The organism is Luteimonas sp. KH_071 (assembly GCF_057838005.1).
On the sequence record NZ_CM174458.1, the window covers coordinates 1,926,025 to 1,948,948 of the forward strand.

16 protein-coding genes and 1 pseudogene are annotated in these 22,924 nt (G+C 64.3%); 9 read left to right on the forward strand and 8 right to left on the reverse strand.

Annotated elements, in window-relative coordinates:
* The first annotated feature begins 17 nt into the window (after positions 1-17).
* Together AC3IRM_RS09045 and AC3IRM_RS09050 are read left to right on the forward strand one after the other, a co-directional pair.
* Positions 18-695: a lasso peptide biosynthesis B2 protein gene (locus AC3IRM_RS09045; RefSeq protein WP_489202856.1), complete on the forward strand. Its 678-nt coding sequence runs from the start codon at positions 18-20 to the stop codon at positions 693-695.
* Positions 695-2,446 (forward strand): asparagine synthase-related protein, encoded by a 1,752-nt coding sequence (locus AC3IRM_RS09050; RefSeq protein ID WP_489202857.1) that lies wholly within the window; start codon positions 695-697, stop codon positions 2,444-2,446. Before AC3IRM_RS09045 ends, AC3IRM_RS09050 begins: the two co-directional genes overlap by 1 nt.
* Here AC3IRM_RS09050 and AC3IRM_RS09055 read toward each other — a convergent pair.
* Positions 2,432-4,465: an Atxe2 family lasso peptide isopeptidase gene (locus AC3IRM_RS09055; RefSeq protein ID WP_489202858.1), complete on the reverse strand. Its 2,034-nt coding sequence runs from the start codon at positions 4,463-4,465 to the stop codon at positions 2,432-2,434. The genes AC3IRM_RS09050 and AC3IRM_RS09055 overlap by 15 nt on opposite strands.
* Before the next feature lie 109 nt (positions 4,466-4,574).
* Positions 4,575-6,890, reverse strand: a complete 2,316-nt coding sequence (locus tag AC3IRM_RS09060; protein ID WP_489202859.1) for a TonB-dependent receptor plug domain-containing protein — start codon at positions 6,888-6,890, stop codon at positions 4,575-4,577.
* A 380-nt stretch (positions 6,891-7,270) separates the two neighbouring features.
* On the opposite strand from AC3IRM_RS09060, the gene AC3IRM_RS09065 reads away from it, so the two are divergent.
* From AC3IRM_RS09065 to AC3IRM_RS09090, 6 genes are all read left to right on the forward strand, one after another.
* Positions 7,271-7,537: a helix-turn-helix domain-containing protein gene (locus AC3IRM_RS09065; RefSeq protein ID WP_489202860.1), complete on the forward strand. Its 267-nt coding sequence runs from the start codon at positions 7,271-7,273 to the stop codon at positions 7,535-7,537.
* Between the two features lie 92 nt (positions 7,538-7,629).
* Complete coding sequence (locus AC3IRM_RS09070; RefSeq protein WP_489202861.1) at positions 7,630-7,881, forward strand: helix-turn-helix domain-containing protein; 252 nt, start codon at positions 7,630-7,632, stop codon at positions 7,879-7,881.
* 571 nt (positions 7,882-8,452) lie between these two features.
* Positions 8,453-11,278, forward strand: coding sequence for a tellurite resistance TerB family protein (locus AC3IRM_RS09075; protein ID WP_489202862.1), 2,826 nt, complete (start codon positions 8,453-8,455; stop codon positions 11,276-11,278).
* Positions 11,275-12,573, forward strand: a complete 1,299-nt coding sequence (locus AC3IRM_RS09080; RefSeq protein WP_489202863.1) for an ATP-binding protein — start codon at positions 11,275-11,277, stop codon at positions 12,571-12,573. The genes AC3IRM_RS09075 and AC3IRM_RS09080 overlap by 4 nt, the downstream gene beginning before the upstream one ends.
* 1 nt (position 12,574) lies before the next feature.
* The gene (locus AC3IRM_RS09085; protein WP_489205887.1) at positions 12,575-14,785 is read left to right on the forward strand and encodes a DEAD/DEAH box helicase; all 2,211 of its coding nucleotides are present in this window, start codon (positions 12,575-12,577) and stop codon (positions 14,783-14,785) included.
* On the forward strand, positions 14,775-15,572 hold the full coding sequence (locus AC3IRM_RS09090; protein ID WP_489202864.1) for a hypothetical protein: 798 nt from the start codon (positions 14,775-14,777) through the stop codon (positions 15,570-15,572). The genes AC3IRM_RS09085 and AC3IRM_RS09090 overlap by 11 nt, the downstream gene beginning before the upstream one ends.
* 143 nt (positions 15,573-15,715) lie before the next feature.
* Here the strand turns inward: AC3IRM_RS09090 and AC3IRM_RS09095 are convergent.
* The 6 genes and pseudogenes from AC3IRM_RS09095 to folD form a co-directional block, all read right to left on the reverse strand.
* A pseudogene (locus tag AC3IRM_RS09095) lies at positions 15,716-16,183 on the reverse strand (GMP synthase (glutamine-hydrolyzing)); the annotation flags it as partial.
* A gap of 76 nt (positions 16,184-16,259) precedes the next feature.
* Positions 16,260-17,513: a HipA domain-containing protein gene (locus AC3IRM_RS09100; RefSeq protein WP_489202865.1), complete on the reverse strand. Its 1,254-nt coding sequence runs from the start codon at positions 17,511-17,513 to the stop codon at positions 16,260-16,262.
* Positions 17,510-17,755, reverse strand: a complete 246-nt coding sequence (locus AC3IRM_RS09105; RefSeq protein WP_489202866.1) for a helix-turn-helix domain-containing protein — start codon at positions 17,753-17,755, stop codon at positions 17,510-17,512. The genes AC3IRM_RS09100 and AC3IRM_RS09105 overlap by 4 nt, the downstream gene beginning before the upstream one ends.
* Positions 17,756-17,939: 184 nt before the next feature.
* Positions 17,940-19,544: a glutamine-hydrolyzing GMP synthase gene (gene guaA / locus AC3IRM_RS09110; RefSeq protein ID WP_489202867.1), complete on the reverse strand. Its 1,605-nt coding sequence runs from the start codon at positions 19,542-19,544 to the stop codon at positions 17,940-17,942.
* A gap of 247 nt (positions 19,545-19,791) precedes the next feature.
* Entirely contained in the window at positions 19,792-21,249 is a 1,458-nt protein-coding gene (guaB, locus tag AC3IRM_RS09115; RefSeq protein WP_489202868.1) for an IMP dehydrogenase, read from the reverse strand.
* Positions 21,250-21,366: 117 nt separating this feature from the next.
* Positions 21,367-22,242: a bifunctional methylenetetrahydrofolate dehydrogenase/methenyltetrahydrofolate cyclohydrolase FolD gene (gene folD / locus AC3IRM_RS09120; protein ID WP_310235217.1), complete on the reverse strand. Its 876-nt coding sequence runs from the start codon at positions 22,240-22,242 to the stop codon at positions 21,367-21,369.
* 194 nt (positions 22,243-22,436) lie between these two features.
* Between folD and AC3IRM_RS09125 the strand changes: the two genes are divergently transcribed.
* Entirely contained in the window at positions 22,437-22,763 is a 327-nt protein-coding gene (locus AC3IRM_RS09125; protein ID WP_489202869.1) for a DUF1244 domain-containing protein, read from the forward strand.
* Positions 22,764-22,924 lie beyond the last annotated feature (161 nt).

Here is a 22,924-nt window from a genome sequence, read left to right on the forward strand (position 1 = left end):
GTCTCGGATCGACCGACATGTCCTATCGAATTGCAAACGCAGTGTCGTACTGCGAGATCGACGGTCAGCTGATCTTCCTCGATCTCGAATCAGACCGGTACTTCCGTCTTTCAGAAGCGCTGGAGTGCAGGTTTCGAACATTCGTGCAGACCGGGGAAACGTCTTCGAAAGCACTCGCCGAACTGGCGAAACACCGGGTTCTGGTCGACGCTCAAGATGGTGAAATACTTCCCCAATCCTTCACTCTCGCAAAGCCGCATCGCAGCGCGCTTGAGCGGGACGATTCGTCTGGACGTACGGCTCTACTCGCAGTTCCCGAAGTCGCAGCAGTCGTCGCGCACGTGCGGGGTCAGCTGCGTTCCCAGCGCGTGCCGCTCCTTGGCCTGATTGCCAGAGCATCAGCGTATCGCCAACGCCACACGGGTCATCGGCGAGGCCTGAGCAGCGAGGCCGATCTCCTGCGCGCAGTCGCTGCTTTCACGCGTGCCCGCCTTCTCGTTCCCATCGAGCCGCGCTGTTTGTTGGATTCGCTTTCGCTCCTGCGCTTCCTCGCACGACGGGGCCTGCACGCGCATTTGGTCTTCGGCGTCTCGACGGATCCTTTCGCAGCGCATTGCTGGCTGCAAAGCGGCAATCTCGTCCTCAACGACTCGGTGGGCAACGTCATGGCCCACATCCCGATCCGGACAGTCTGATGGGATATCGCTATCACGCTTGCGTGACCGGCTCGGGTACCGAAGCGACCCGGCCAGAGACGAACCCTGCCGCCGCGGAAGCCCTCGGTCGCGCAGGCCTGCAGCTGCAGCATGCGTCGGAATCGGTCTCCATCTTCACCGCACCAGAGACGCCGGTCCTGCGTCTGCAGCAAGGCATAGTTATCGGCCACATCTTCCTGCGATGTGGTCGGCCTGCCACAGCCGACGACCTCCTGCATTCGCTCGATGCCGATGCCCTCGCCTCTTACTTGCTTTCGCAATGCTGGGGCGACTACCTCCTGCTGTGCCCTTCCAGCGACTCGCCACACCTGATGGTTATGCGAGAGCCATCGGGCGGCGTGCCGTGCGTCTACGCGAGCGGGAACGGGCTCGGAATCGTGACGTCCGACATCACGCTGTGTGGTGCCTTCGGCGTTTCGCGCAGTGAGATCGACTGGGATTTCATTGCGCAGTCGCTCGTCTTTCCACATGTCAAAACCGTGCGTACCGGCCTCAAGCACGTCAACGAGCTCCTGCCAGGCACATCTCTTCTGCTTACCCCGGATGCCGCGGCGGTGCGTGAAGTCTGGTCACCTTGGGCGTTCGTCGAGCGCGGGCATCGGCACAACGTGCTGGGAGATGCCGCTGACGATGTCCGTTCCGCTGTGCAAACCGTGGTGGCGGCCTGGGCAGATGCGGATAGGTCCGTGCTGCTGGAGCTCTCCGGCGGCCTCGACTCATCGATCGTGGCGACTTGCCTCCGCGACACGGATGCCGAGCTCATGTGCTTCAACCTCAGCACGCCCGTGCCCGGTGCGGACGAACAGCAGTACGCCGAACTCATGGCGTCCGAGCTGGCCGTTCCTCTGCGCCTAGGCACCTTGAGGTTCGAAGACGCAGCATTTTCGTTTGCCCTGCCCCCACACACCGCCAGCCCGGGTGTGGCGGCTCTGCAGCACGCTGTCGATCAGACCATGGAGCGCGCAGCCGAATTGTTCGGGACGGGTAGCTTCTTCTCCGGTGGCGGCGGTGACACCGTCTTCGGTTACCTCCGAAGCGCGGCGCCCGCAGCCGATGCCTACCGGGAACGTGGGCTTGCGGCAGGGCTCGCGGCGACCCGGGATCTTTCAAGGCTCCACCAATGCACGTTCTGGAAAGCGGGTCGCCTGACACTGAGAAAGCTGCGGCGTCCGCCGCGGTCGGCGCTCATGGAAGACAGAAGCTTCATCCACGCAAGCGTTGCCCCTGGACGCCCTACCCCGCACCCATGGACCGTGCCGCCGGCTCGCGCCTACGCCGGCGACATCGAGCGGATCAGCGACCTCGCGGGCACCCAGATTTTTCGGGACATCACACTCCGCGGCACCAAGCGTTGGATGCGGCTTCCCCTGCTCTCGCAGCCCGTCGTGGAAGCCTGTCTGCGGACGCCGTCCTGGATGTGGATCGCAGGCGGCCGGAACCGCGCTGTAGCTCGCGCCGCTTTCGCTGACCAGTTGCCAGCGTCCATCCTCGATCGACGCAGCAAAGGCTCGTTCGCTGCCTACTCGGGCGCGGTATACCGTCGCAGCAAGCAAGGGATGCGGACCTTTCTGCTCGACGGCCAGCTGCGCGAGCGCGCTCTGCTGGATGTGCCGGCACTTGAGGCCTACTTCGACGCCGAGCTCGCCGCCCGCGATACATCGTTCATGCGGATCTTCGTCCTGTGCATGGTCGAAAACTGGGTGCGCAACCGAACGTCACCGATCAGGTGAGCGATGCGCCACATGAGCGCGCGCCTGCGCTTCCCGCATTCCGCGCCAGATGGCGTACTGCGCAGCTTTTGCCGGCGCATCGTCTTCGACATCCAGCAACCAGAAGCGGAACCAGTCCAGATTGCGCTGGTACACCGCGAGCTTGTGACGCGGCTGGAACTTCTGGTGCGGCTCGTTGGGGAACACGTAGAGATCCGCCCGCTGCTCCCGAAGCAGTGGGACCGTGTAGTCCAAGGCGTACAGATATTCCTGCTCCGGGATCTGCATCAGCACCGGCGCGCGGATGCGATCGAGGTTCAAGGCTGGCGACAGCTGCGCCCAACGTCCTGGCGTCTCGCCCGGCGCGCCCAGTTGCCAGATGCCTTGCAGGCCGGCCGTAAACGCATCGCCTTTCAGGCTGCCCATCAGATAGTAGTTGTACGAAACCACCGGCGACGCCACTGAGACCGCCGATATCCGGTCGGAATGCATGGCCGCCCACAGCGTGATCGCGCTGCCGAGACTGAGTCCGCCCATCCCAATGCGCTCGGGATCGATCGCGCCCTGCGCCGCCAGCAGATCGATCACCGCTTCCACCGCGCCCAACGTTTGCTCGTATAGCGCCACACGGTCCGGCAGACGCACGTGGTGCTGGTTGATGCACAGCGCAGAGATGCCATTGGCCGCAAGCGACGCCAGCGGCCACTCGTCGCCCATGCCGCCGCGCAGAAAGCCCGGGCAGGTGTAGTACGCGATGAACAGCGGCGGCGGCCTGCCGGCCCGATCGGGCGCGGCAAACAGCTGGCCGGTAAACACGTCGCCGTGCGCATCGGTCCAGCGCAGCAGCGTGGCCGGCGTGCGCGCTGCGATGTCCTGGGCGAGTGCCAGATTGGGATCGAACAACACCCGCCGCGCGCCCGTCTCCAGATCGATCCGCTCCAGCCTCGGCGGCCGATCGGCTTCCGAGGTGACACACGCGAGCGTCCCGGTCGACGCCGCGCATTGGCTGCGGCTGTCCCGGCCGCCGCTCACCAGCCCGCGTGTGGCGACAACCTCGCGCACCTCATCACTGACCACGTTCCACGCGAAGATCGATTGCGCCAGGCCCTCGAGCGGATCCGTCACCGTCAACAGGATTTGGTCGCTGGCCGGACGCCATTGCACCGACGTGATCGCCTTACCTGTGCACATCTCGGTCTCGCAGATCAGCTCGGATCCGGCGCCGCGCCGCGGACGCATCGACAGCGCAACGCCCACCGCCGTGCGACGCAGCACTGCGATACGCGGGCCAACGCGTTCTTCGGCCACATGCGTCGGCACGCCCTCGCCTTCCGCCACGTCCTCAACCATGAGCGGCGCGGAAGGCGCTTTCGTGGGAGCGACCCCAGCGTCCGGATCCCGCAAGTCGAGCGTCTTCCATCGATCGGGGACCGTGGCCAGCAACCCGCCCCGATCGAACCAGACACCGCCGTATCGCTGCGTCGCTGGCCGGCCCTCCAGCAAGCCGGATCGGAACAGCGGCTGCCCCACCGGTACGGACGCATCCACACGGATGCCGAGGTCGTACTCACGTTGCTCGGCGTCGGCTACCGCCCCGCGTGTGGCGCCCACGCTGTACGTCAGCGTGGCGCCGTCCTGGCCCAGCATGAAGGAACGCACGTCGGCAGGATCGTGCGTCAGTGCCTGGCTACCTGCACCATCCGCGGCAGCGCGCCACACATCGATCCGGCCATCGTGCAGAGCGCGGTAGTAGATCCAGCGTCCATCCGGCGACCATGCGGCATCCGGTGGCACAGGATTGCCTGCCGAATCACGGAGCGGCACGCCGCCATCGGCCACACGCCGGGGTGGCCCGCCGTCCATCGATTGCACGTACCACGTGGTGTCGTACGTGTTGCGCTCGACGCTCGCCTGCTCGACGCGAAATGCCACGCGCGATCCATCGGGCGACATGACGGGCGTGCCGAAGTCGACGACTTCCAGCAACCTGCGCGGCGCGACGTCCGCAGCAAGTGCTTGGCCACACGCAGCAAACAGCACGCATGCCGCCCCCAGCCCGCGCCAATGGCGCCGAAGCGGTCGCCCAAGGGCGTGCCCAAACGGCGCGCCCCCGCCCAAACCGAAGCTTCCAAGCCTCTTCATCACCACCTCAGAAATGCTTGGAGACGGAGACGCTCACGAACCGACCGATAGCGGAGTAGTTCGTGGAGTCAAAGGGCACATGCAAGCTGTTGAGCGTTGTGTGGAGCGGCGGTGCGCGGTTGAGCAGGTTCTGCGCCGAAAGCGACAGCTCCAGCCCCGACCATGCGCCCGGCCGCTCGCTGGCAAAGCGCAGCGTGGCGTCCCAGGTGGTGAACGAGGCCGTCTTCTCGTCGTCCGCAGTGTTGGTCACGCCGCCGGTGTAGTTGGCGAACGTCGATGCTGAGAAGCCGCCCACCGCCCACACACCACCGAGCCGCGCATTGACCCTGGCCGGATTGAACAGCACGCCCGACAGCCCGTAGGCCGCCTGCCCTGCCGCGCTCTGCTGGGAACTGTCCAGCCAGCTGCCCGAGCCACGCAGCGTCAATCGCCCTGCGCCCAGGTCCATCCTGTACGAGCCCGACAGGTCCAGGCCGCGAATCCGCTGCCGCGCCACGTTGACGTATTCCGCGCGCACCAGTGCCACCACATTGCCGGGCACATAGGGCGCGCCCGCCACGTTGTAGAACGCATCCGCCGAACCGATGACCGCCTGCAGCTCGGCCGCACTCGGCGCACGCTGGACGAACTGGGCATACAGCGGGTTGCGTAGTGCCTGCGCGTAGTCAGTGACCGGCTGGACCACGCGGTCGGTGTAATCGATGTCGAACCAGGTCAGTTCCAACTCCAGGTTCGGTGCCGCCACAGGGTGGAACGCCACCGACGCCGTGAGCGTGCGTGCCCGCTCGGGATCCAGATCCGGATTGCCGCCGCCCAGCACCAGCGCGGTCGCGCCAGCAGGCGCACCCACCGCGCCCAGCGTCGGCGCCGTGTACAGCACCGCCTGCCGGTCCCAGTGTTGCTGGAACAGCGTGGGCGTCTTGAACGAGCGTCCCCACGACGACTTCAGCGTGACATCCGCGCTCGGCGCGTACACCAGGCCCAGCTTCGGCGTGGTCACCCGACCGAAGCTGTCGTAGTCCTCGCTGCGAAGCGCGGCCGTGGCCTCGAGCCGGCGCACGCCGGTGACCGCCATCGCCGGCCCGATGACAGGCAGGCTGAGTTCGGCATACGCAAACCGGCTGGCATCCCTCCCTTCCGTCGTCGCGGTGCCCGTGAGGTAGTTCGCATGCAGGAAGTCGTTCGAGCGGTACCCCGCCCCCACTGCCACACGCGCCTCGCCACCCCGCATCGCAAGCAGCGGCCCTTCCCCGCCCACCTCATACGCACGGCTTTCGTTGCAGTAGCAGTCGTTCGTCCTGAGCACCGCGTCGGCATCGGGGAACACACGCGTCTCGAACTGCTCGCGCTCATCCCGGCCCCACGTGGCGCCGGCCCACAGCGTCCAATCCCCCAGGCCGTGGAACTCCACCGTTGGTGAGAGCAAGTGCGCCGTCGTCCTCGGCGCAAACGCGTGGTAATAGTTCACCGCCGCTGACGGCCAGTTGGCGTAGCGCTGGTCGCGGCGCGTGCGCAGCGCATCCAAGCGCACATCCACGGATTCGCCAATGGACTGATGCAGGCTCAGCAGCCCGCTCTGCAGTTCACTGCCGGGATACAAGGTGGTGGGTGGGCGCAGCTGCCGGGTGTAGTCGCGCTCGGCCGCATGGATGGGATCGACCGTGCTGTCCTTGAACGCCGCGATGAACCCACCGCTCGACCACGCCGCACCCGCGGTGACGGTGTAATCCCGTGTGCCCAATCCACCATCCGCCGTGTCGCCATAGCGGGCACCCACCCGCACGCCCTCGTAATCGCGCCGCAGGATCACATTGCCCACGCCGGCCACCGCATCCGAGCCGTAGATGGCGGATGCGCCATCGGCCACCACTTCAATGCGCTCCACCGCCTCCACCGGAATGGCGCTGATGTCCACGGTCTGCACGAAGCCGCCGTAGGTCATGCGCCGGCCATTGAGCAGCGTGAGCGTGGCATCCGGACCCAGCCCACGCAGATTCAAGGACGAGCCTCCGGTGATGTTCTGGTTGGCCAGCCCACCCGAACCCGTGGACGCGCCCGCCGCCACGCCCGGGTTCTGCCCGCCGCCGAAGTTCTGCGGGATGCTGCGGATGACCTCGCCGAGATCCTTGAAGCCCTCTTCCCGAATGCTCTCGATTCCGATGGTCACGACTGGAGAAGGCGTCACACCGCCACGGATGCGGGTGCCGGTGACTTGAATCGTGTCGAGTTGAATCGCGTCGGCGTCTGTCGTCTCTTCTTCTCGCTGCGGGTCAAAAACGCTGGCCTGCTGTGCTGCCGCTGCAGGAGCGACGAGGACTGACATTGCCGCAACGATCGCGATCGTAAGTGCGTTCGGCTTCTGCCTGTCCTTCCATGGATATCCGTGCCCCAGCGATCGGTAATCAGGCAGTGCAGGCCATTTCAATGCAGCTACCGCCAGACGAATGCCCTCCCCCTCCGCTGTCTGCACTCCTGAGCCGAATCTTGAGGCGATCCCTCGCTTGTTACCCACCCTGTCCCAAAGCATGCGGCATCTCCGTTGCTGTCTATGCGTCCGCGCGGGCATCTGGAGGGCGCCATAAGGAATGCTCTGCCCGGCAAGTAGACACACGTCGGGACGCCCTGCGACGGATCGTATCCGTTTTTCGGATATTTGAAAAGCAGATATAGCTTCGGTGTGGCCTTCAACTTAGGACGCCACAAATGGGTAAGAAATCTGTCTATCGGCCAGAGAACAAAGTCCTCACCACGCTCCTTCGCGAAATTCGCAAAGAAGCCGACCTCGATCAATCGGAGCTGGCTGAGCTGCTGGATCGCCCCCAGTCATACGTGAGTAGCGTTGAACGAGGGCAACGCCGACTCGACCTACTACAGCTGCGGGACCATTGCATGCACTGTGGTCTGGACCTCGCGGCTTTCGTCGGAAGGTTTGAAGACGCCGTTGTTGAAGCGAACCAGCCGCTCCCATAAATCGAGCTCTACAGCGGCATCTATGCATCCGTTTTTCGGATAACGGAAAACCAGATATACGGTTCGTGCGGCCTTTCTATCTGTGATGCCGCATGTCTCCGAAGTCTATCCACAAGCCTGAGTACCAGGTGCTGCTTGAGTTGCTTCGGGAAATGCGGGTCAAGGCCGGCCTGACACAGACGGAGCTGTCAGTCGCACTGGATCGGCCTCAGTCCTACGTGAGCGACGTCGAGCGCGGTGTAAGGCGGCTGGATCTGCTTCAGCTGCGTGAATACTGCGCCGCCTGCAAGAGGGATCTCACCGGCTTCGTGCGGCGGTTCGAGAAGGACATCGGTTCGGTCTGATTTCCGTTTCCGGTTTCGGTCCAATTCAAAGACCTACGTAGACCACCCACGCCGCAGACCTCAACAGACAGAGCCCCGTTTCCGGGGCTCTGGTCGTCGGCCTGACTCAAAGCGACTGCCTCCAGGAACCCGGGGCGGTTCGCAGCCCTCTGACGAGCTCTTTCAAAAATTTCGCAACGGCCGCTTTGAGACTTTCAAGATGTTGGCGACAGGCATGCGCTGCGGGACTGGGTGAACCCAACCCTGGTCTATGATTGAGCTTCACGGATGGAAGCCGCGCTACCTAAGGCATCGGCAGGGGGAGATTGTGGCAAAGGGATCGTCGGGGGGCGGGCTTTTGGTGGTCGTCGCTGGCCTTGTTCTGATCGCGGCGATACCGACCGAGATTTGGATCGCGCTAGCCGCCCTGGCCCTGCTTGGGGTCGCATTTTACTACGCGCCGCGAATCTGGAATTCGCGGCCGAAACGCGCCCTTCGATCAGCGTCCCAAGCGAGGGAGCTGACCCTTGCCGAACTCACAGCGAAGAATGCAGTGTCCTCCCCCCGACGCCGGCCGCCGGCAGGTCTGACGATGACGATTCGCCAAGCGCAGTCCCAAGCGCTGCCATTGGCTGAGGAAATTCTTGGCCCCGAGAGCCTTTCTCGACCAACTGTGCTGGCGCCCAATGCGTTGGGCGAGAAAACGACTGTCGGCGAGGATGAGTCAGTCGCTCACAGGTCGTTGAGCGCAGCTTTGCGCGCGAGGGAGCAGCAACTGTCACGAGAACGAGTCGTCAGCGCAAACAGGCAGCGGGCCGAAGAAGCGCGAGCTGCTCATCCACAACGAATGTCCGTTTCTTTGGCACCCGCTCCCGCGTCGAAGTCCACACACCTGCATTCCGAATCGAGATCGGTCAATGAACTGTCGGACGTCGCGCTGGCGCAAATGGAACCTGATCGTCTCTGTACGGCAGATACCGACGCGGCAACACGGGCCATGTCCACGTGGGAACTTGCTCGGGAGGAAGCGGCCCGCTTGAATCGCCAGCGCGCTGCAGAGCTTCGCGCCAAGCTCCCGGTGGTGCCGATCATGGCAACGACATCCGCCGCGCCTCCGACTGAGGCCAAGCATCCACCGGCTTTGCCGTCTGAGCGATTGCATGCAGCTGTAGCTACGAGTGATCTGCAGGAGGAAACGGCGATCAAGCCGCACGCTGCCAACAGTTCGTCAACGGGCCTTTCCCTTCGTGGCGCCTTAGCTTCAATTCGAAGCGCGCTCGGCCCAGGCGTCGCCTCCGACCGAGCGCCCGATGCAGAAAGGCTTTACACCGCCAGGTCGACTGCGCCGGCCCCGCCCTCCTTCGCATTGCCAAAGCCGCCACCGGGTCTGGCTAGGACGCGGTGGCATGGCCCGGGCGAAGCCGTCAGCGTAGCCGGCTTCGATATTCCTGACGGCATGCTCTACGTGGGCACGCGACTTCATACAACCAACGGGAGAGTCGAGCCCGCCCTGATCGATCCAACGCTTCGGGTCGGGCGTAAACGGGCCGACGTGAACACAGCTTATTGGCCGAGCTACGACGAGCTGAGCCCAGAGGGCCGCTTCGGCTATCTCGACTGGCTCGCGGGCGGACGCTCTGATCCCGAGGGCGACATCAGCTTCGTACTGCTGTTCTTCTTCGGAATCGAGCGCCGAGTGCTTTTGGACGGCCGAGACCAGCCCTCCACGAAGTCGGAATGGCCTGCTCTCCTTATCGAGCTGCGTCGGCTGATCCAGCTCTACGGGGAAAAATCCGATCACTTCACGCGCTACGCCGCGGAGCTTCTGAGCTGGATGGAGCTCGACAGCGTGCCCGAACAGCTTTACGCCAAGCCCGTGCCAGAGTTTCCGCGCACTTATGAGTTGCCGCACTACCTGCGCCTTGCGCTCGGCCAAGCGTCGGTCGATCGACAGCCCATCCCCCCGCAGCTTGCCCTAGCTTGGATACGACTTAGTCCCGACGTCTATTTACGAACTGCAGCTACGCGATGCCCCGTGGAATTCACCCACCTGTTCGAGCTTCGCTATGCAGAGCGCATGGGCGCTGGACTCGTCCTACCGAAGAACCGCACCAAGCTGAAAATGGTGTATCAGCCCGCGTCGCGCGCCTTGTCTGGCGCTCGTGTGACGCGGGATTTTGGGGACATCCCGGACGTTACCGCGATGACCAAGCCGATGCAGCGTTTACGCGAAATTGCGGACGCCTGCACGGAGGAGCTTGGTTCATATAGCCGCTTAATCGGCAAGGACGCATCAAACGCCCATTCGCTTGAAGGGCGCCTCGCCCTGCCTCAAGCGCTTTGGCCTGAGTCCATCAGAGTGCGCCTCGCAGCGCTCAGAGCAGAGATGCAAGAGGGACGCGCGGCTAGGATGCTGAGCGAGGTTGCCGGCCTCCTCGGTGCCGCGCGACAACCTTTAACGCGCGACCGCGTCCGCGCGCTTGCCCGTGCTCTGGAGAGTGAAGGAATTGGCATGGAGCCACACGTCTTGGCTGGCGCGAAAGCCCCCGGTGCAGCCGATACGGTGGTGCTATTTGAACTCACTACGCACACGCCCGCGCAGGGACCCTGTGCGGAGTTTCAAACGGCTGCCCTGACCTTGCAGCTTGCGTCTGCGATGGCGCAGGCAGACGGAGAGTTCAATGCTCGGGAAGTCGCGCATCTGCGGGCTGAAATCGCAGCCTGGTCGCACCTTTCCGATTCTGACCGCACGCGGCTTGGGGCACATTTGGATTGGCTGGCGCTCGACCCTCCAACTGTTGCGGCACTAAAGAAGAAGCTTGAGCCACTTCCAGCCGACTCGCGCCAGACGATTGCGCGCTTCATGGCGACGCTTGCACAAGCGGACGGCTTTGTGTCGCCGGACGAGGTCAAACTCTTGGAGCGTGTTTACAAGCTTCTCGGCGTCGATGCCGGCCGAGTGTTTAGCGATATCCACGCCGCGGTACCTGGAGGAGCCTCAGCGCCACTGTCCACACAGCGTGCGGAGACGGAAGGCTTTCGCCTCGACCGTTCGCGTATCGAAGCGCTTCAACGCGACACTGAGCGCGTGTCGGCACTGCTGTCGACCATTTTCGTGGAAGAGGCCCCGCCAGCGCCTTCCCCGCCCCCGGAGGCTGAGCCCGAAGCGCTGACGCCTGTGAACGCGACCCTGATGGGGCTGGACGCTGCGAACGATGCTCTCCTTCGCCTTCTTCTCTCCCGCCCCACGTGGACAAGGTCGGAACTCGAAGATGCGGCTGCCGATCTCGACCTGATGCTCGACGGTGCGCTCGAACAGATCAACGAAGCCGCATTTGAAGCCTTTGATGAGCCGCTCATCGAAGGCGAAGACCCGGTTGAAATCAATCCACACATCTTGGAGCAGTTGTCCGCATGAGCACATCGATCCGCCCCAGAGAGCGAGACGCCGTGATCCAGTCCTTGCGCGCAGGCGTTGTGCCGCGCGCGGGTCAACATCTGATCCAGGTCGGGCGCGTCCGCGAGGTCGAAACGCTCGTTGGCGACATCGATCGCGTTGCCGACGGCGGCTCATCGTTTCGTTTTGTGATTGGCGAATATGGCGCCGGCAAGACCTTCTTTCTGAACCTCATCCGTGCAGTTGCCTTGGAGCGCCGGCTCGTCGTAATGACGGCTGACCTCAACCCTGATCGGCGGCTCCACGCCTCAGGCGGCCAGGCGCGCTCTCTTTACGCCGAGCTCGTGCGCAACACCGCGACGCGCACGAAACCAGACGGCGGCGCGCTGCCGGGCGTCGTCGAGCGCTTCATCGCAACTGCTAAGTCTGAGGGCACGGCCTCAGGCCGATCTACGGAGGACGTCATCCGCGAGAAGTTGGGTCAACTGACTGAGCTTGTGAACGGCTACGACTTCGCCGATGTGATCGCTGCATACTGCCGCGGGGTCGAAGAGGGTCAGGAGCAGCTCAAATCGGACGCCGTCCGCTGGCTGCGCGGAGAGTTCTCAACGCGCACCGATGCGCGAGCCGCACTTGGCGTGCGCTCGATCGTCGACGACGCTAGCGTGTACGACCAGCTCAAACTGATGGCGCGCTTTGTGCGGCTTGCGGGCTTTGGCGGACTTTTGGTGTGTCTGGATGAGATGGTGAACATCTACAAGCTCGCCAACTCCCAGGCCCGCAACTCCAACTACGAGCAGCTGCTTCGGATGCTCAATGACTCGCTGCAAGGCAATGCCGTGGGCCTTGGCTTCGTGCTCGGCGGGACGCCCGAATTTTTGCTGGACACCCGGCGCGGCGTTTACAGCTACGCGGCGCTGCAAGGTCGCCTCGCGCAAAACACCTTCGCCGTGGACGGCCTCGTCGATTTCAGCGGTCCCGTGGTGCGTCTGTCGGCGCTGACGGCAGAGGACTTTTATCTACTGCTCTCCAAGATCCGGCACGTTTATGCGGGTGGCTTGGCGGATCGCTACCTACTGCCGGATGACGCGGTCGAGGGCTTCATGGCGCACTGCGCGAGCCGCGTCGGGGACGCCTTTTTCCGCACGCCTCGCACGACAATTACGTCCTTCATCAACCTCCTCGCAGTGCTTGAGCAAAACCCCGGCGCGAACTGGGCGCAGATGCTCGGGCAAATCGAGGTGGAGGCAGACGGGGGAGCCCAACAGGACCTTACCGTTGACCCTGACGACGAACTCGCGTCCTTCAAGCTCTGACGTGGCCGCTTCCTCTGCATTTCTCCTGCTCGACGAGCGGATCCAACGCTTTCTATGGTCCGAAGGCTGGGGCGCGCTGCGCGCGGTCCAGGAACTTGCCATCCCGCCCGTTCTGGCGGCCGACCGCGACGTCATCATTGCCGCGAGTACTGCATCCGGCAAAACGGAGGCGGCGTTCCTCCCGGCACTGACGCGAATCCTATCGGAAAAAGATCCAGGGCTAATCGTCTATGTCAGCCCCCTCAAAGCTCTGATCAACGATCAGTTCTTACGACTTGACCGTCTTTGCGAGAACCTCGATGTGCCCGTCTGGCCGTGGCATGGTGACATTGGTGCCTCAGGCAAAAAAAAATTCGCTAAGGACCCCCAAGGCGTTCTTCTGATCACGCCCGAATCCCTTGAAGCGCTGCTCTGCAACCGCGGGACCGGCGTTGCAGGACTGTTTCGGTATGTGCGCTACGTGATTGTTGACGAGCTGCACGCTTTCATCGGCAGCGAGCGCGGCAAGCAGCTTCAGTCCCTCATACACCGCATCGAAACCGTGCTGGACCGCGCTGTACCGCGGATCGGTTTATCCGCCACGCTTGGGGATATGGCCCTCGCAGCGCGCTTTCTGCGCAGCGATCGCCCAGTCGATGTGATCGATGTTCCCTCGGGCGGCAATGAGCTCAAAGTCCTGATCAAAGGCTTTGAGGAAGCCGCCGTGCCCCCGAGTGAAGACGGTTCCGAGCAGGAGTCTCGCGCGCCCGTCGAGATTGCTCGGCATCTCTTTATCGCGCTGCGCGGCACCAACAACTTGGTGTTCCCGAACTCCCGGCGTGAAGTCGAGCGCTACAGCCACCTCCTCTCGGGCCTGTGCGAGGAACAGCGTCTTCCGAATGAGTTCTGGCCGCACCACGGCAACCTGTCGAAAGAAATACGCTTTGAAACCGAGGCTGCCTTGAAGCAGCGCGAACGTGCCGCCACTGCTGTGTGCACCAGCACCTTGGAGCTCGGCATCGACATTGGCGCTGTCAAAAGTGTGTGCCAGATCGGCACGCCCCCGTCGGTCGCCAGCCTGCGCCAGAGGCTTGGGCGTTCGGGCCGGCGGGAAGGTGAGCCTGCGATCCTGAGGGGCTACGTGATCGAAGAGGCGCTTGTGGCAAAGTCTCCGCTCGCAACTCAGCTGCGCCTTTCAACCGTACAGTCCGCCGCGACAGTCTCGCTCCTGATCGATCGGTGGTTCGAACCACCCAAGATCGAGGGCGCGCACCTTTCGACCCTGATCCAGCAGCTCCTCTCCACCATTGCTCAGTACGGCGGCCTGATGGCGGGAGACGCGTATCGTCTCCTTTGTGCCCCGCACGCGCCGTTTTCAAGTGTCTCCCCACAGGCATTCGCCGACCTGCTTCGACACCTCGGCACGCAGGAAATACTGATCCAGGACAGCTCGGGTCTTCTCCTGCATGGTCGTGTAGGCGACAAGCTGGTGAACCATTACTCTTTCTACGCGGCCTTTGCCTCTGACGAGGAGTTCCGCATCGTCTCGGGCAGCCGCACTCTCGGCACCCTGCCGATCAGCCAGATGCTGACGGCAGGGCAACGTATTCTCTTTGGCGGACGGACCTGGCTCGTTGAAAGCGTCGATGAGCCGCAGAAGACGATCTTTGTGGCGCCTGCGAAGGGCGGCGCGCCACCGCTGTTTAGCGGGGGCGCGGGCCGGGTGCACACTCAGGTGCGCCAACGGATGCGGGAAATCTACCTTTGCACTGCGTCGCTCGGCTTTCTGGATCAGGCGGCGCAACGGTTCGTCGACGAGGGGCGGTCGACCTTCACCGCGCTGGATCTTCCGCGCCAAGATGTTGTCGATCAGGGCGGGAGCATCCTGATCACCACCTGGCTCGGGGACGACGCGAATGAAGCGTTGGTCTGTCTGCTGGCGAAGCGCGGCCTCATCGCCTCAACCGACGCGCTGGGCGTTGAAATCATAAAGGGAGAGCGCAGCGCTGATGAAATCGAGCGCGTACTCGCCGAGCTCGCCCGGAGTGCGGTGCCGAGCATCGATGAGCTGTTGGAAGGCGCGAAAAACCTCTCGCGGCAGAAATGGGATTGGCTGCTGTCTCCATCCCTTCTCAAACTCAGCTATGCAACATTGAACCTCGACATGCCAGAGGCATATGGCTGGCTACGGGGTCGAACACAAGGCACGACGCAGCATGCCAATGTCCACTGATACCAATTCGGCAGACCAACCAGCGTCCGCCCCCGCTGCGTCACTGCAACCCGTGCGCGCCCCACGCCTTACGATTGCAGTCGAAATCCTCACCAAGCTAGTGCTTTTTGGAGGCCCGGCCTTCTACGTCATGGGGCGAATGTTCGCAGAGAGCTATTGGTCGACTCTCGGCATCCCCTCAAGCCTGATGGGCGCAAGCGCTGAGGACTACATCTACTTTGGTTTCTTCGTTGTAACGAAGGGTGTCTTGACCGCGCTTTCGCCGCTCGGGTCATGGACGGTGGTTGTATCGTTTCTCGCGCCGTTCATTGCGCTCGCGCTTCTAACCGGCGCGATATGGGTGTTCGAGAAGCTCAAGACTTGGGCTGCCAGGCAGGCGGAGAGAGCTGCGTCGGTGAGCGGGACGCTCTTTTCGAGGAAGGGCGATGATGCAAGCGCCCTGAGGAAAGCAGCCGCGATTTACGAAGTGATCAATTTCTGGCTCCTGATCTTCCTGGTCAGTTCACTCGCGCTACTTTTGCCGGTCGTCACGTCCCTGTGGGCTGGGAAACATAGTGCGCAGACACTCATTTCCAAGCTCGAGAGAGGTGATGGAAATTTTTTGACTGTTCTCATCCAGACATCAACCCCGCACCACGCCCGGCTGATCGAGTGCCGCGAAAGCTTCTGCACCATCTACCGAAATCGCAGCCTGTCAGTAGCACCAATGGACTCAATCGTCTGGCACGGTGAAGAACCAGTAAAGCTCGGCAAGCTCAAGCGAGAAAATCCAATGGTTTCTCGATAAACAGTTCGGTCCCGCATCTTTCTCTACGCGATCGAGAGAGAATTAATCGGGCAGGAGCGCCTCCGTCAAGCGGCCGGCCAAAGTAATCGGCTAGTTCGCGAAGAACTTCATCAGCAATGCGTTCCAGCAGGCGTGGTCTGCATCTACTCCCACTCAATCGTCGCCGGCGGCTTCCCGCTGATGTCGTAGACCACGCGCGAGACCCCGCGGACTTCGTTGATGATCCGGTTCGAGACGCGGCCGAGGAAGTCGTACGGCAGGTGCGCCCAGTGGGCGGTCATGAAGTCGATGGTCTCCACGGCGCGCAGCGAGATCACCCACTCATACGCGCGGGCGTCGCCGACGACGCCGACGGACTTGACCGGCAGGAATACGGCGAAGGCCTGGCTGGTCTTGTCGTAGAGATCGGCCTTGCGCAGTTCTTCGATGAAGATGTGGTCGGCCTTGGCCAGGATCTCGGCGTACTCGGCCTTGACCTCGCCGAGGATGCGCACGCCCAGGCCCGGGCCCGGGCCCGGGAACGGGTGGCGGTAGACCATTTCGCGCGGCAGGCCGAGTTCGAGGCCGAGCCTGCGCACTTCGTCCTTGAACAGCTCGGGCGGCGGTTCCACATGCTGCGTCTTCGGACGTGACGCGCCGTGTGACAAGCCGTCGCGCACGCACGCAGCCGCCTATGCGAGGAGACCACTATTTCAACTGCCGGGCCATATCCGCGATCGGCCCATGCACGATCTGACGCAACAGGCGCGCTTCGCCCGGCAAGGTGCTTGCTTCCGTTCGATCGAGCAACTGCGCCGCGGCGGGCAGGATTGCATCGACCAGCGTCTGCACGTGCCGGGCGGCCACACGTTCGGGCACGCCGAGTGCGGCCGCGAATGCCAGCACGTGCGCCCGCCGGATGCGTGCCAGTTTCTGCTCGCCTCCGGTGGGAATGACACTCTCCGAACTGCCCCAACCCCCTTCCACATAGATGGCGGTACTGAGCAGGTCGTAATGCGGTGCCAGCTCGATACCCGCCGAAGTTACCAGCGCGCTGAGATTCTTGAGGTGCGCGTCGCCGTTGCCGATCATCAGGTTGAAACAGTGCCAGCGCAGCAGGGCGAGACGCGTCGCGCCGGGACGCCTGCACAGATCGATCAATTCGACCAGACGCTCGACGCTTGCCTGCGAGTACTTGTAGATGCGATCGAGCGACAGCAGCTGGCAGGCATCGAGCGCGTGAAGCCTGCGCGCGTCGAGGCCGTCGCCCACCCGGTCAAAGCGGCGGACCAGATAGACGGGCTCCGGCACGCGACGCAGTGCGACGCTCGGCACCGGCAGACCGCAGGCATGAGCCAGCTGCATGCAGAACCATTCGTTGGCGGCGCTGTGCGGGTAATCGTCCCGGCGCTCGTGATCAGGCTTGAGCAGATGGCTGGAGGCCGCACGCCCAACCGGCTCCCACAGTTGCTCGTCGAGCTCGACCACCGGAAGCTTGTGCTGCGCGCCGGCCAGCGACATGCGCTTGGGTGCAGCATGGTCCAGCGGCACACGCGGCAGGTTGCGGATGCGCGCGGAAAGTTCGGCATCGGCCAGAGGCCTGAGTTGCGCTTCGGCGAGCGTCTGGCCGGCTGACAGCAGCGTCAATGCGCCGGCCGATTCCGGCCCGAAACGCGTCAGCAGCCCGAAGGCGTCTGCTGCATCGAGGCCTGCATCCCGAGCGAGCAGAGTTCGCGCGCCTTCTTCGGGCAACAGGTTGTCGAAGAACCATTGCACCGGGCGATGGCTCGCGCCGTCGATCAGTTCACCCTCCGCCCTTGGTAGGCCTGGCGCGAGGTCGAAGCCGCTTGCTTGCCACGCAGGGTCGTAGGCCAGTGCCCAGACGTTGCCCTGTTCGCGCAGTTCACCGACCCGGCGCTCGTCCAGCAGAAGCTCGAGACGGCGGGCTGTCCGTGTGCTCATGGCGATCCAGACTCGGGGGGCAGATCAAGTGGCAGGTCCACACGGATCTCGATGCCCAGCTCGCGTAACACCGCGAACAGCCGCCCCCACTGCACGGACTCCTTGCCGCGCTCGACATCGCCGAGGAACACATGGCTCGCCCCTACCAAAGCAGCCAGATCATCCTGCCGCATCCCCTGCGACTTGCGGACAGCCCGTATCCACTGCCCGATCTCGCCGGCCGTTTCCAACTTGATCTGCATCGCGCACCTCGAAATCTAAGCAGTAGCTTAGATTATGCAAAGGCGGCCCGGCCGGCGCAAGAAATATAAGCCGCAGCTTAGAACGCGCATCCAATCAGATGATTTGCGCGCAGTGGCGCATCGACGCTTTAGATTCTGGTGGCATGCGCGCCAGTGTGCATTCAGGGCGTTGTGGAACCTCGCCCTACTCCCACTCGATGGTCGCCGGGGGCTTCCCACTAATGTCGTAGACCACGCGCGAGACGCCGCGGACTTCGTTGATGATCCGGTTCGAGACGCGACCGAGGAAGTCGTACGGCAGGTGCGCCCAGTGGGCGGTCATGAAGTCGATGGTCTCGACGGCGCGCAGCGAGATCACCCACTCGTAGGCGCGGGCGTCGCCGACCACGCCGACGGACTTGACCGGCAGGAACACAGCGAAGGCCTGGCTGGTCTTGTCGTAGAGGTCGGCGCGCCGCAGTTCTTCGATGAAGATGTGGTCGGCCTTGGCCAGGATCTCGGCGTACTCGGCCTTGACCTCGCCGAGGATACGCACGCCCAGGCCCGGGCCCGGGAACGGGTGGCGGTAGACCATCTCGCGCGGCAGGCCGAGTTCGACGCCCAGGCGCCGCACTTCGTCCTTGAACAGCTCGCGCAGCGGCTCGACCAGGCCCATCTTCATGTGCTCGGGCAGGCCGCCGACGTTGTGGTGGCTCTTGATGACGTGGGCCTTGCCGGTCTTGCTGCCGGCCGACTCGATGACGTCGGGATAGATGGTGCCCTGCGCCAGCCACTTGGCATTGCTGAGCTTGTTGGACTCTTCGTCGAAGATCTCGACGAACAGGTTGCCGATGATCTTGCGCTTGGCTTCCGGATCGCTCACGCCTGCGAGCGCGCTGAAGTAGCGGTCGCGCGCGTCGACGCGGATCACGCGCACACCCAGGCCATGCGAGCTGGAGGCATCGGCGAAGGTCGTCATGACCTGGTCGCCCTCGCCCAGCCGCAGCAGGCCGGTGTCGACGAAGACGCAGGTCAGCTGTGTGCCGATGGCCTTGTGCAGCAGCGCGGCGACGACAGAGGAATCCACGCCGCCCGACAGGCCGAGGATCACCTCGTCGCTGCCCACCTGCTCGCGCACGCGCGCGATCTGGTCGTCGATGATGTTGGCCGCGGTCCACAGCGTGGCGCAGCCGCAGATGTCGACGACGAAGCGGCGCAGCAGCGCGAGGCCCTGCTTGGTGTGCGTGACTTCGGGATGGAACTGCACGCCGTACCAGCGCTTGGCCTCGTTGGCGAACGCGGCCACCGGCACGCGGTCGGTGCTGGCGGTGACGGTGAACTCTGGAGGCGCTGCGCTGACGTGGTCGCCGTGGCTCATCCACACGTCGAGACGCTGGGCGCCGGCGTGATCGCTGAGGCCTTCGAACAGGCTGTCCCTGGCGACGATGGCGACTTCGGCGTGGCCGTACTCGCGCGCGTCAGCGGCTTCGGTCTCACCGCCCAGCTGCTTGGCCATCGTCTGCATGCCGTAGCAGATGCCCAGCAGCGGCAAGCCGGCATCGAACACCTGCTGCGGTGCGCGCGGGGAGCCGTGTTCGGTGGTCGATTCCGGGCCGCCCGACAGGATGATGCCCTTGGGCGCGAATGCGGCGATCTCGGCCGGATCGTGGTCCCAGGCCCAGATTTCGCAGTAGACGCCCAGCTCGCGGATGCGGCGGGCGATCAGCTGCGTGTACTGCGCGCCGAAGTCGAGGATCAGGATTTTGTCGTCGTGGAGGTTCGGGGTCGGTGATTCGGAAACGCCGGTCATGTGTGCCTCAATTCAATCTGATGTTTGTCGAATCACGGATTGCTCAGCCTGTTTTGCCGTCATTCCCGCGCAGGCGGGAACCCAGGGACTTTTGTGCTGCACTGACGCAGTGCTGGACGGTGAATCAAGAGCAAAGTCCATGGATTCCCGCCTGCGCGGGAATGACGGGGCATAGGGAAGCGGACGGGCGACTGGATCTGCTTTTCCGAATCCCCTATCCCAACTCTCCAATCCCGCCAGGCGGGCCTCAACCCGCCTGGTAGTTCGGCGGCTGCTTGGTGATCGTGACGTCGTGCACGTGGCTCTCGCGCTGGCCGGCGCCGGTGATCTTCACGAACTTGGGCTGGGTGCGCATGTCTTCGATCGTCGCGCAGCCCACGTAGCCCATGGTCGCGCGCAGGCCGCCGGCGAGCTGGTGGATGATGCCGCCGAGCGCGCCGCGGTACGGCACGCGGCCTTCGATGCCTTCGGGGACGAGCTTGTCGGCGTCCGACGAGTCCTGGAAGTAGCGGTCCTTGGAGCCCTGCTCCATCGCACCCAGCGAGCCCATGCCGCGATAGCTTTTGTAGCTGCGGCCCTGGAACAGTTCCACCTCGCCCGGGGCTTCTTCGGTGCCGGCGAACAGGCCGCCGATCATCACAGTCGATGCGCCGGCGACGAGCGCCTTGCCGATGTCGCCCGAGTAGCGGATGCCGCCGTCGGCGATCAGCGGGATGCGGTCCTGCAGGGCCTCGGCGACCATGTCGATCGCGGTGACCTGCGGCACGCCCACGCCCGCGACCACGCGCGTGGTGCAGATCGAACCCGGGCCCACGCCCACTTTCACTGCGTCCGCGCCGGCATCTTCGAGCGCCTTGGCCGCGTCGCCGGTGACGATGTTGCCGCCGATCACCTGCACCTGCGGGTAGGTCTTCTTGACCCAGTTCACGCGGTCGAGCACGCCCTGCGAATGGCCGTGCGCGGTGTCGACGATGATCACGTCGACGCCCGCCGCGACCAGCGCTTCGACGCGCGCCTCGGTGTCGCCGCCCACGCCCACCGCGGCGCCGACCAGCAGTTGCTCGTCGGCATCCTTGGCGGCGTTGGGGTTGTCGTGCGCTTTCTGGATGTCCTTGACCGTGATCAGGCCACGCAGCGCGAAATCGTCGTTGACGACCAGGATCTTCTCGATGCGGTGCTTGTGCAGCAGCGCCAGTACTTCGGTGTCACTGGCGCCTTCGCGCACGGTGATCAGGCGGTCCTGCTTGGTCATCACGTTGCGGACCGGATCGTCGAGCTTGGTCTCGAAGCGCAGGTCGCGCCCGGTGACGATGCCGACCAGCTTGGTGCCGTCGACGACCGGCACGCCGGAGATGTTGCGCGCGCGGGTGAGGCGCAGGACCTCGGCGATGGTGGTGTCCGGGCCGACGGTGAAGGGCTCGCGGATCACGCCGGCTTCGAAATTCTTGACCTTCGAGACCTCGGCGGCCTGACGCTCGACGCTGAGATTCTTGTGGACGATACCGATGCCGCCGAGCTGGGCCATCGCGATCGCGAGGCGGGCTTCGGTGACGGTGTCCATCGCCGCGGAGATGATCGGCAGGTTCAGGCGCAGGTCGCGCGTCAGGCGGGTGGCGAGCCGTACATCCTTGGGCAGGATCAAGGAGTGGGCTGGGACGAGCGATACGTCGTCGTACGTGAGTGCTTCGGCCTGGATGCGCAGCATGTGGGGCGCCGGGGAGGAGAAGCGCGCCATTCTAGCGCGTTTGGCCCGTTTACGCTGGCAACACAGCGGTTCGTCGACGCGCCTGTGCGTGGGTCGCCAGGCCCGGCGCGGCCGGGATCAGTGCGCGGCTTCGGCGGCTTCCAGCGTGTTCTGCATCAGCGTGGCGACGGTCATCGGCCCCACCCCGCCCGGCACCGGCGTGATCCAGCTGGCGCGCTGCGCGGCCGCGGCAAAGCCCACATCGCCGACCAGGCGTCCATCGTCAGTGCGGTTGATGCCGACATCGATAACCACCGCGCCCTGCTTCACCCAGTCGCCCGGAATCAGCGACGGCCGCCCGACCGCGACGACCAGGATGTCGGCCTCGCCCACGTGCCGGCGCAGCACGTCCGGCGGGGTGAAGCGGTGGCAGGTGGTCACGGTGCAGCCGGCGATCATCAGTTCCAGCGCCATCGGGCGGCCGACGTGATTGCTCACGCCGACGATGGTCGCGCTGGCGCCGCGCACCGGGCGATCGGTGTAGGCCAGCAGCGTGGTGATGCCGCGCGGCGTGCACGGGCGCAGGCCGAACTGGCGCAGCGCGAGGCGGCCGACGTTCTCGGGGTGGAAACCGTCGACGTCCTTGCGCGGATCGATGCGATGGATGATGTGGGTCGCATCCGGAATGCCCGGCAGCGGCAGCTGTACGAGGATGCCGTGCACGGCGGGATCGGCGTTGAGCCGGTCGATCAGTGCGATCAGTTCGTCTTCGCTGGTGCCCACGGGCAGATCGAAATCGAAGGCCTGGATGCCGACCTTTTCCGCTGCCCGGCGCTTGTTGCGCACGTAGGACTGCGAGGCGGGATCGCCGCCCACCAGCACGACCGCAAGCCCCGGGCGCGAACCGCCGGCCGCGACACGCGCATCCACGCGCACGCGCAGTTGGTCGAGCAAGGTGTCGGCAATGCGCTTGCCGTCGAGGATGCGGGCCGGGGTGGGATCAGCGGCGGTCATGCGGAGGTCGTGCGGCGTGAGGGCGGCTATTGTCGCCGATTCGGCTGCCCCTTGTAGGAGCGCGCTCGCGCGCGATGCGGTGATGTCGGGAATGCCCTTCGCGCGCAAGCGCGCTCCTACAGGGGGCGTGGTGTTGCTTGCGGGGGCGCCGGGACGCCCCGATGCTGTGGGGCTTCCCGCACCTGGATTTCTTCATGGCCGATGCCACCCCCACCCTGTCCGACGACGCCCGCACCCGAATCGAAGCCGCCGCATTCCGGCGCCTGCTCGCGCACCTCAACGAGGCGCGTCCGGATGTGCAGAACATTGATCTGATGATCCTGTCCGGCTTCTGCCGGAACTGTCTGGCGGACTGGTACCGCGATGCGGCGAATGCCGAGGGCGCGGCGATGGACAAGGCGGCTGCGCGCGAGGCGGTTTACGGGATGCCGTTTGCGCAGTGGAAGTCACAGCATCAGAAGGATGCGACGCCGGAGCAGCTGGCGGCGTTCAAGGCGGCGCAGGAGAAGCACGCGAGCTGATCTGACGGCCCCCTACCGTCATTCCGGCGAAGGCCGGAATCCAGCGACTTGGGGATTGCCGCTGAAAGGCACTGGATTCCGGCTTTCGCCGGAATGACGGGTTCTGGGAATGACCAGCCCCTAACGCGCGCTTGGCCGGAATGAGCCAAACAAAATGACGG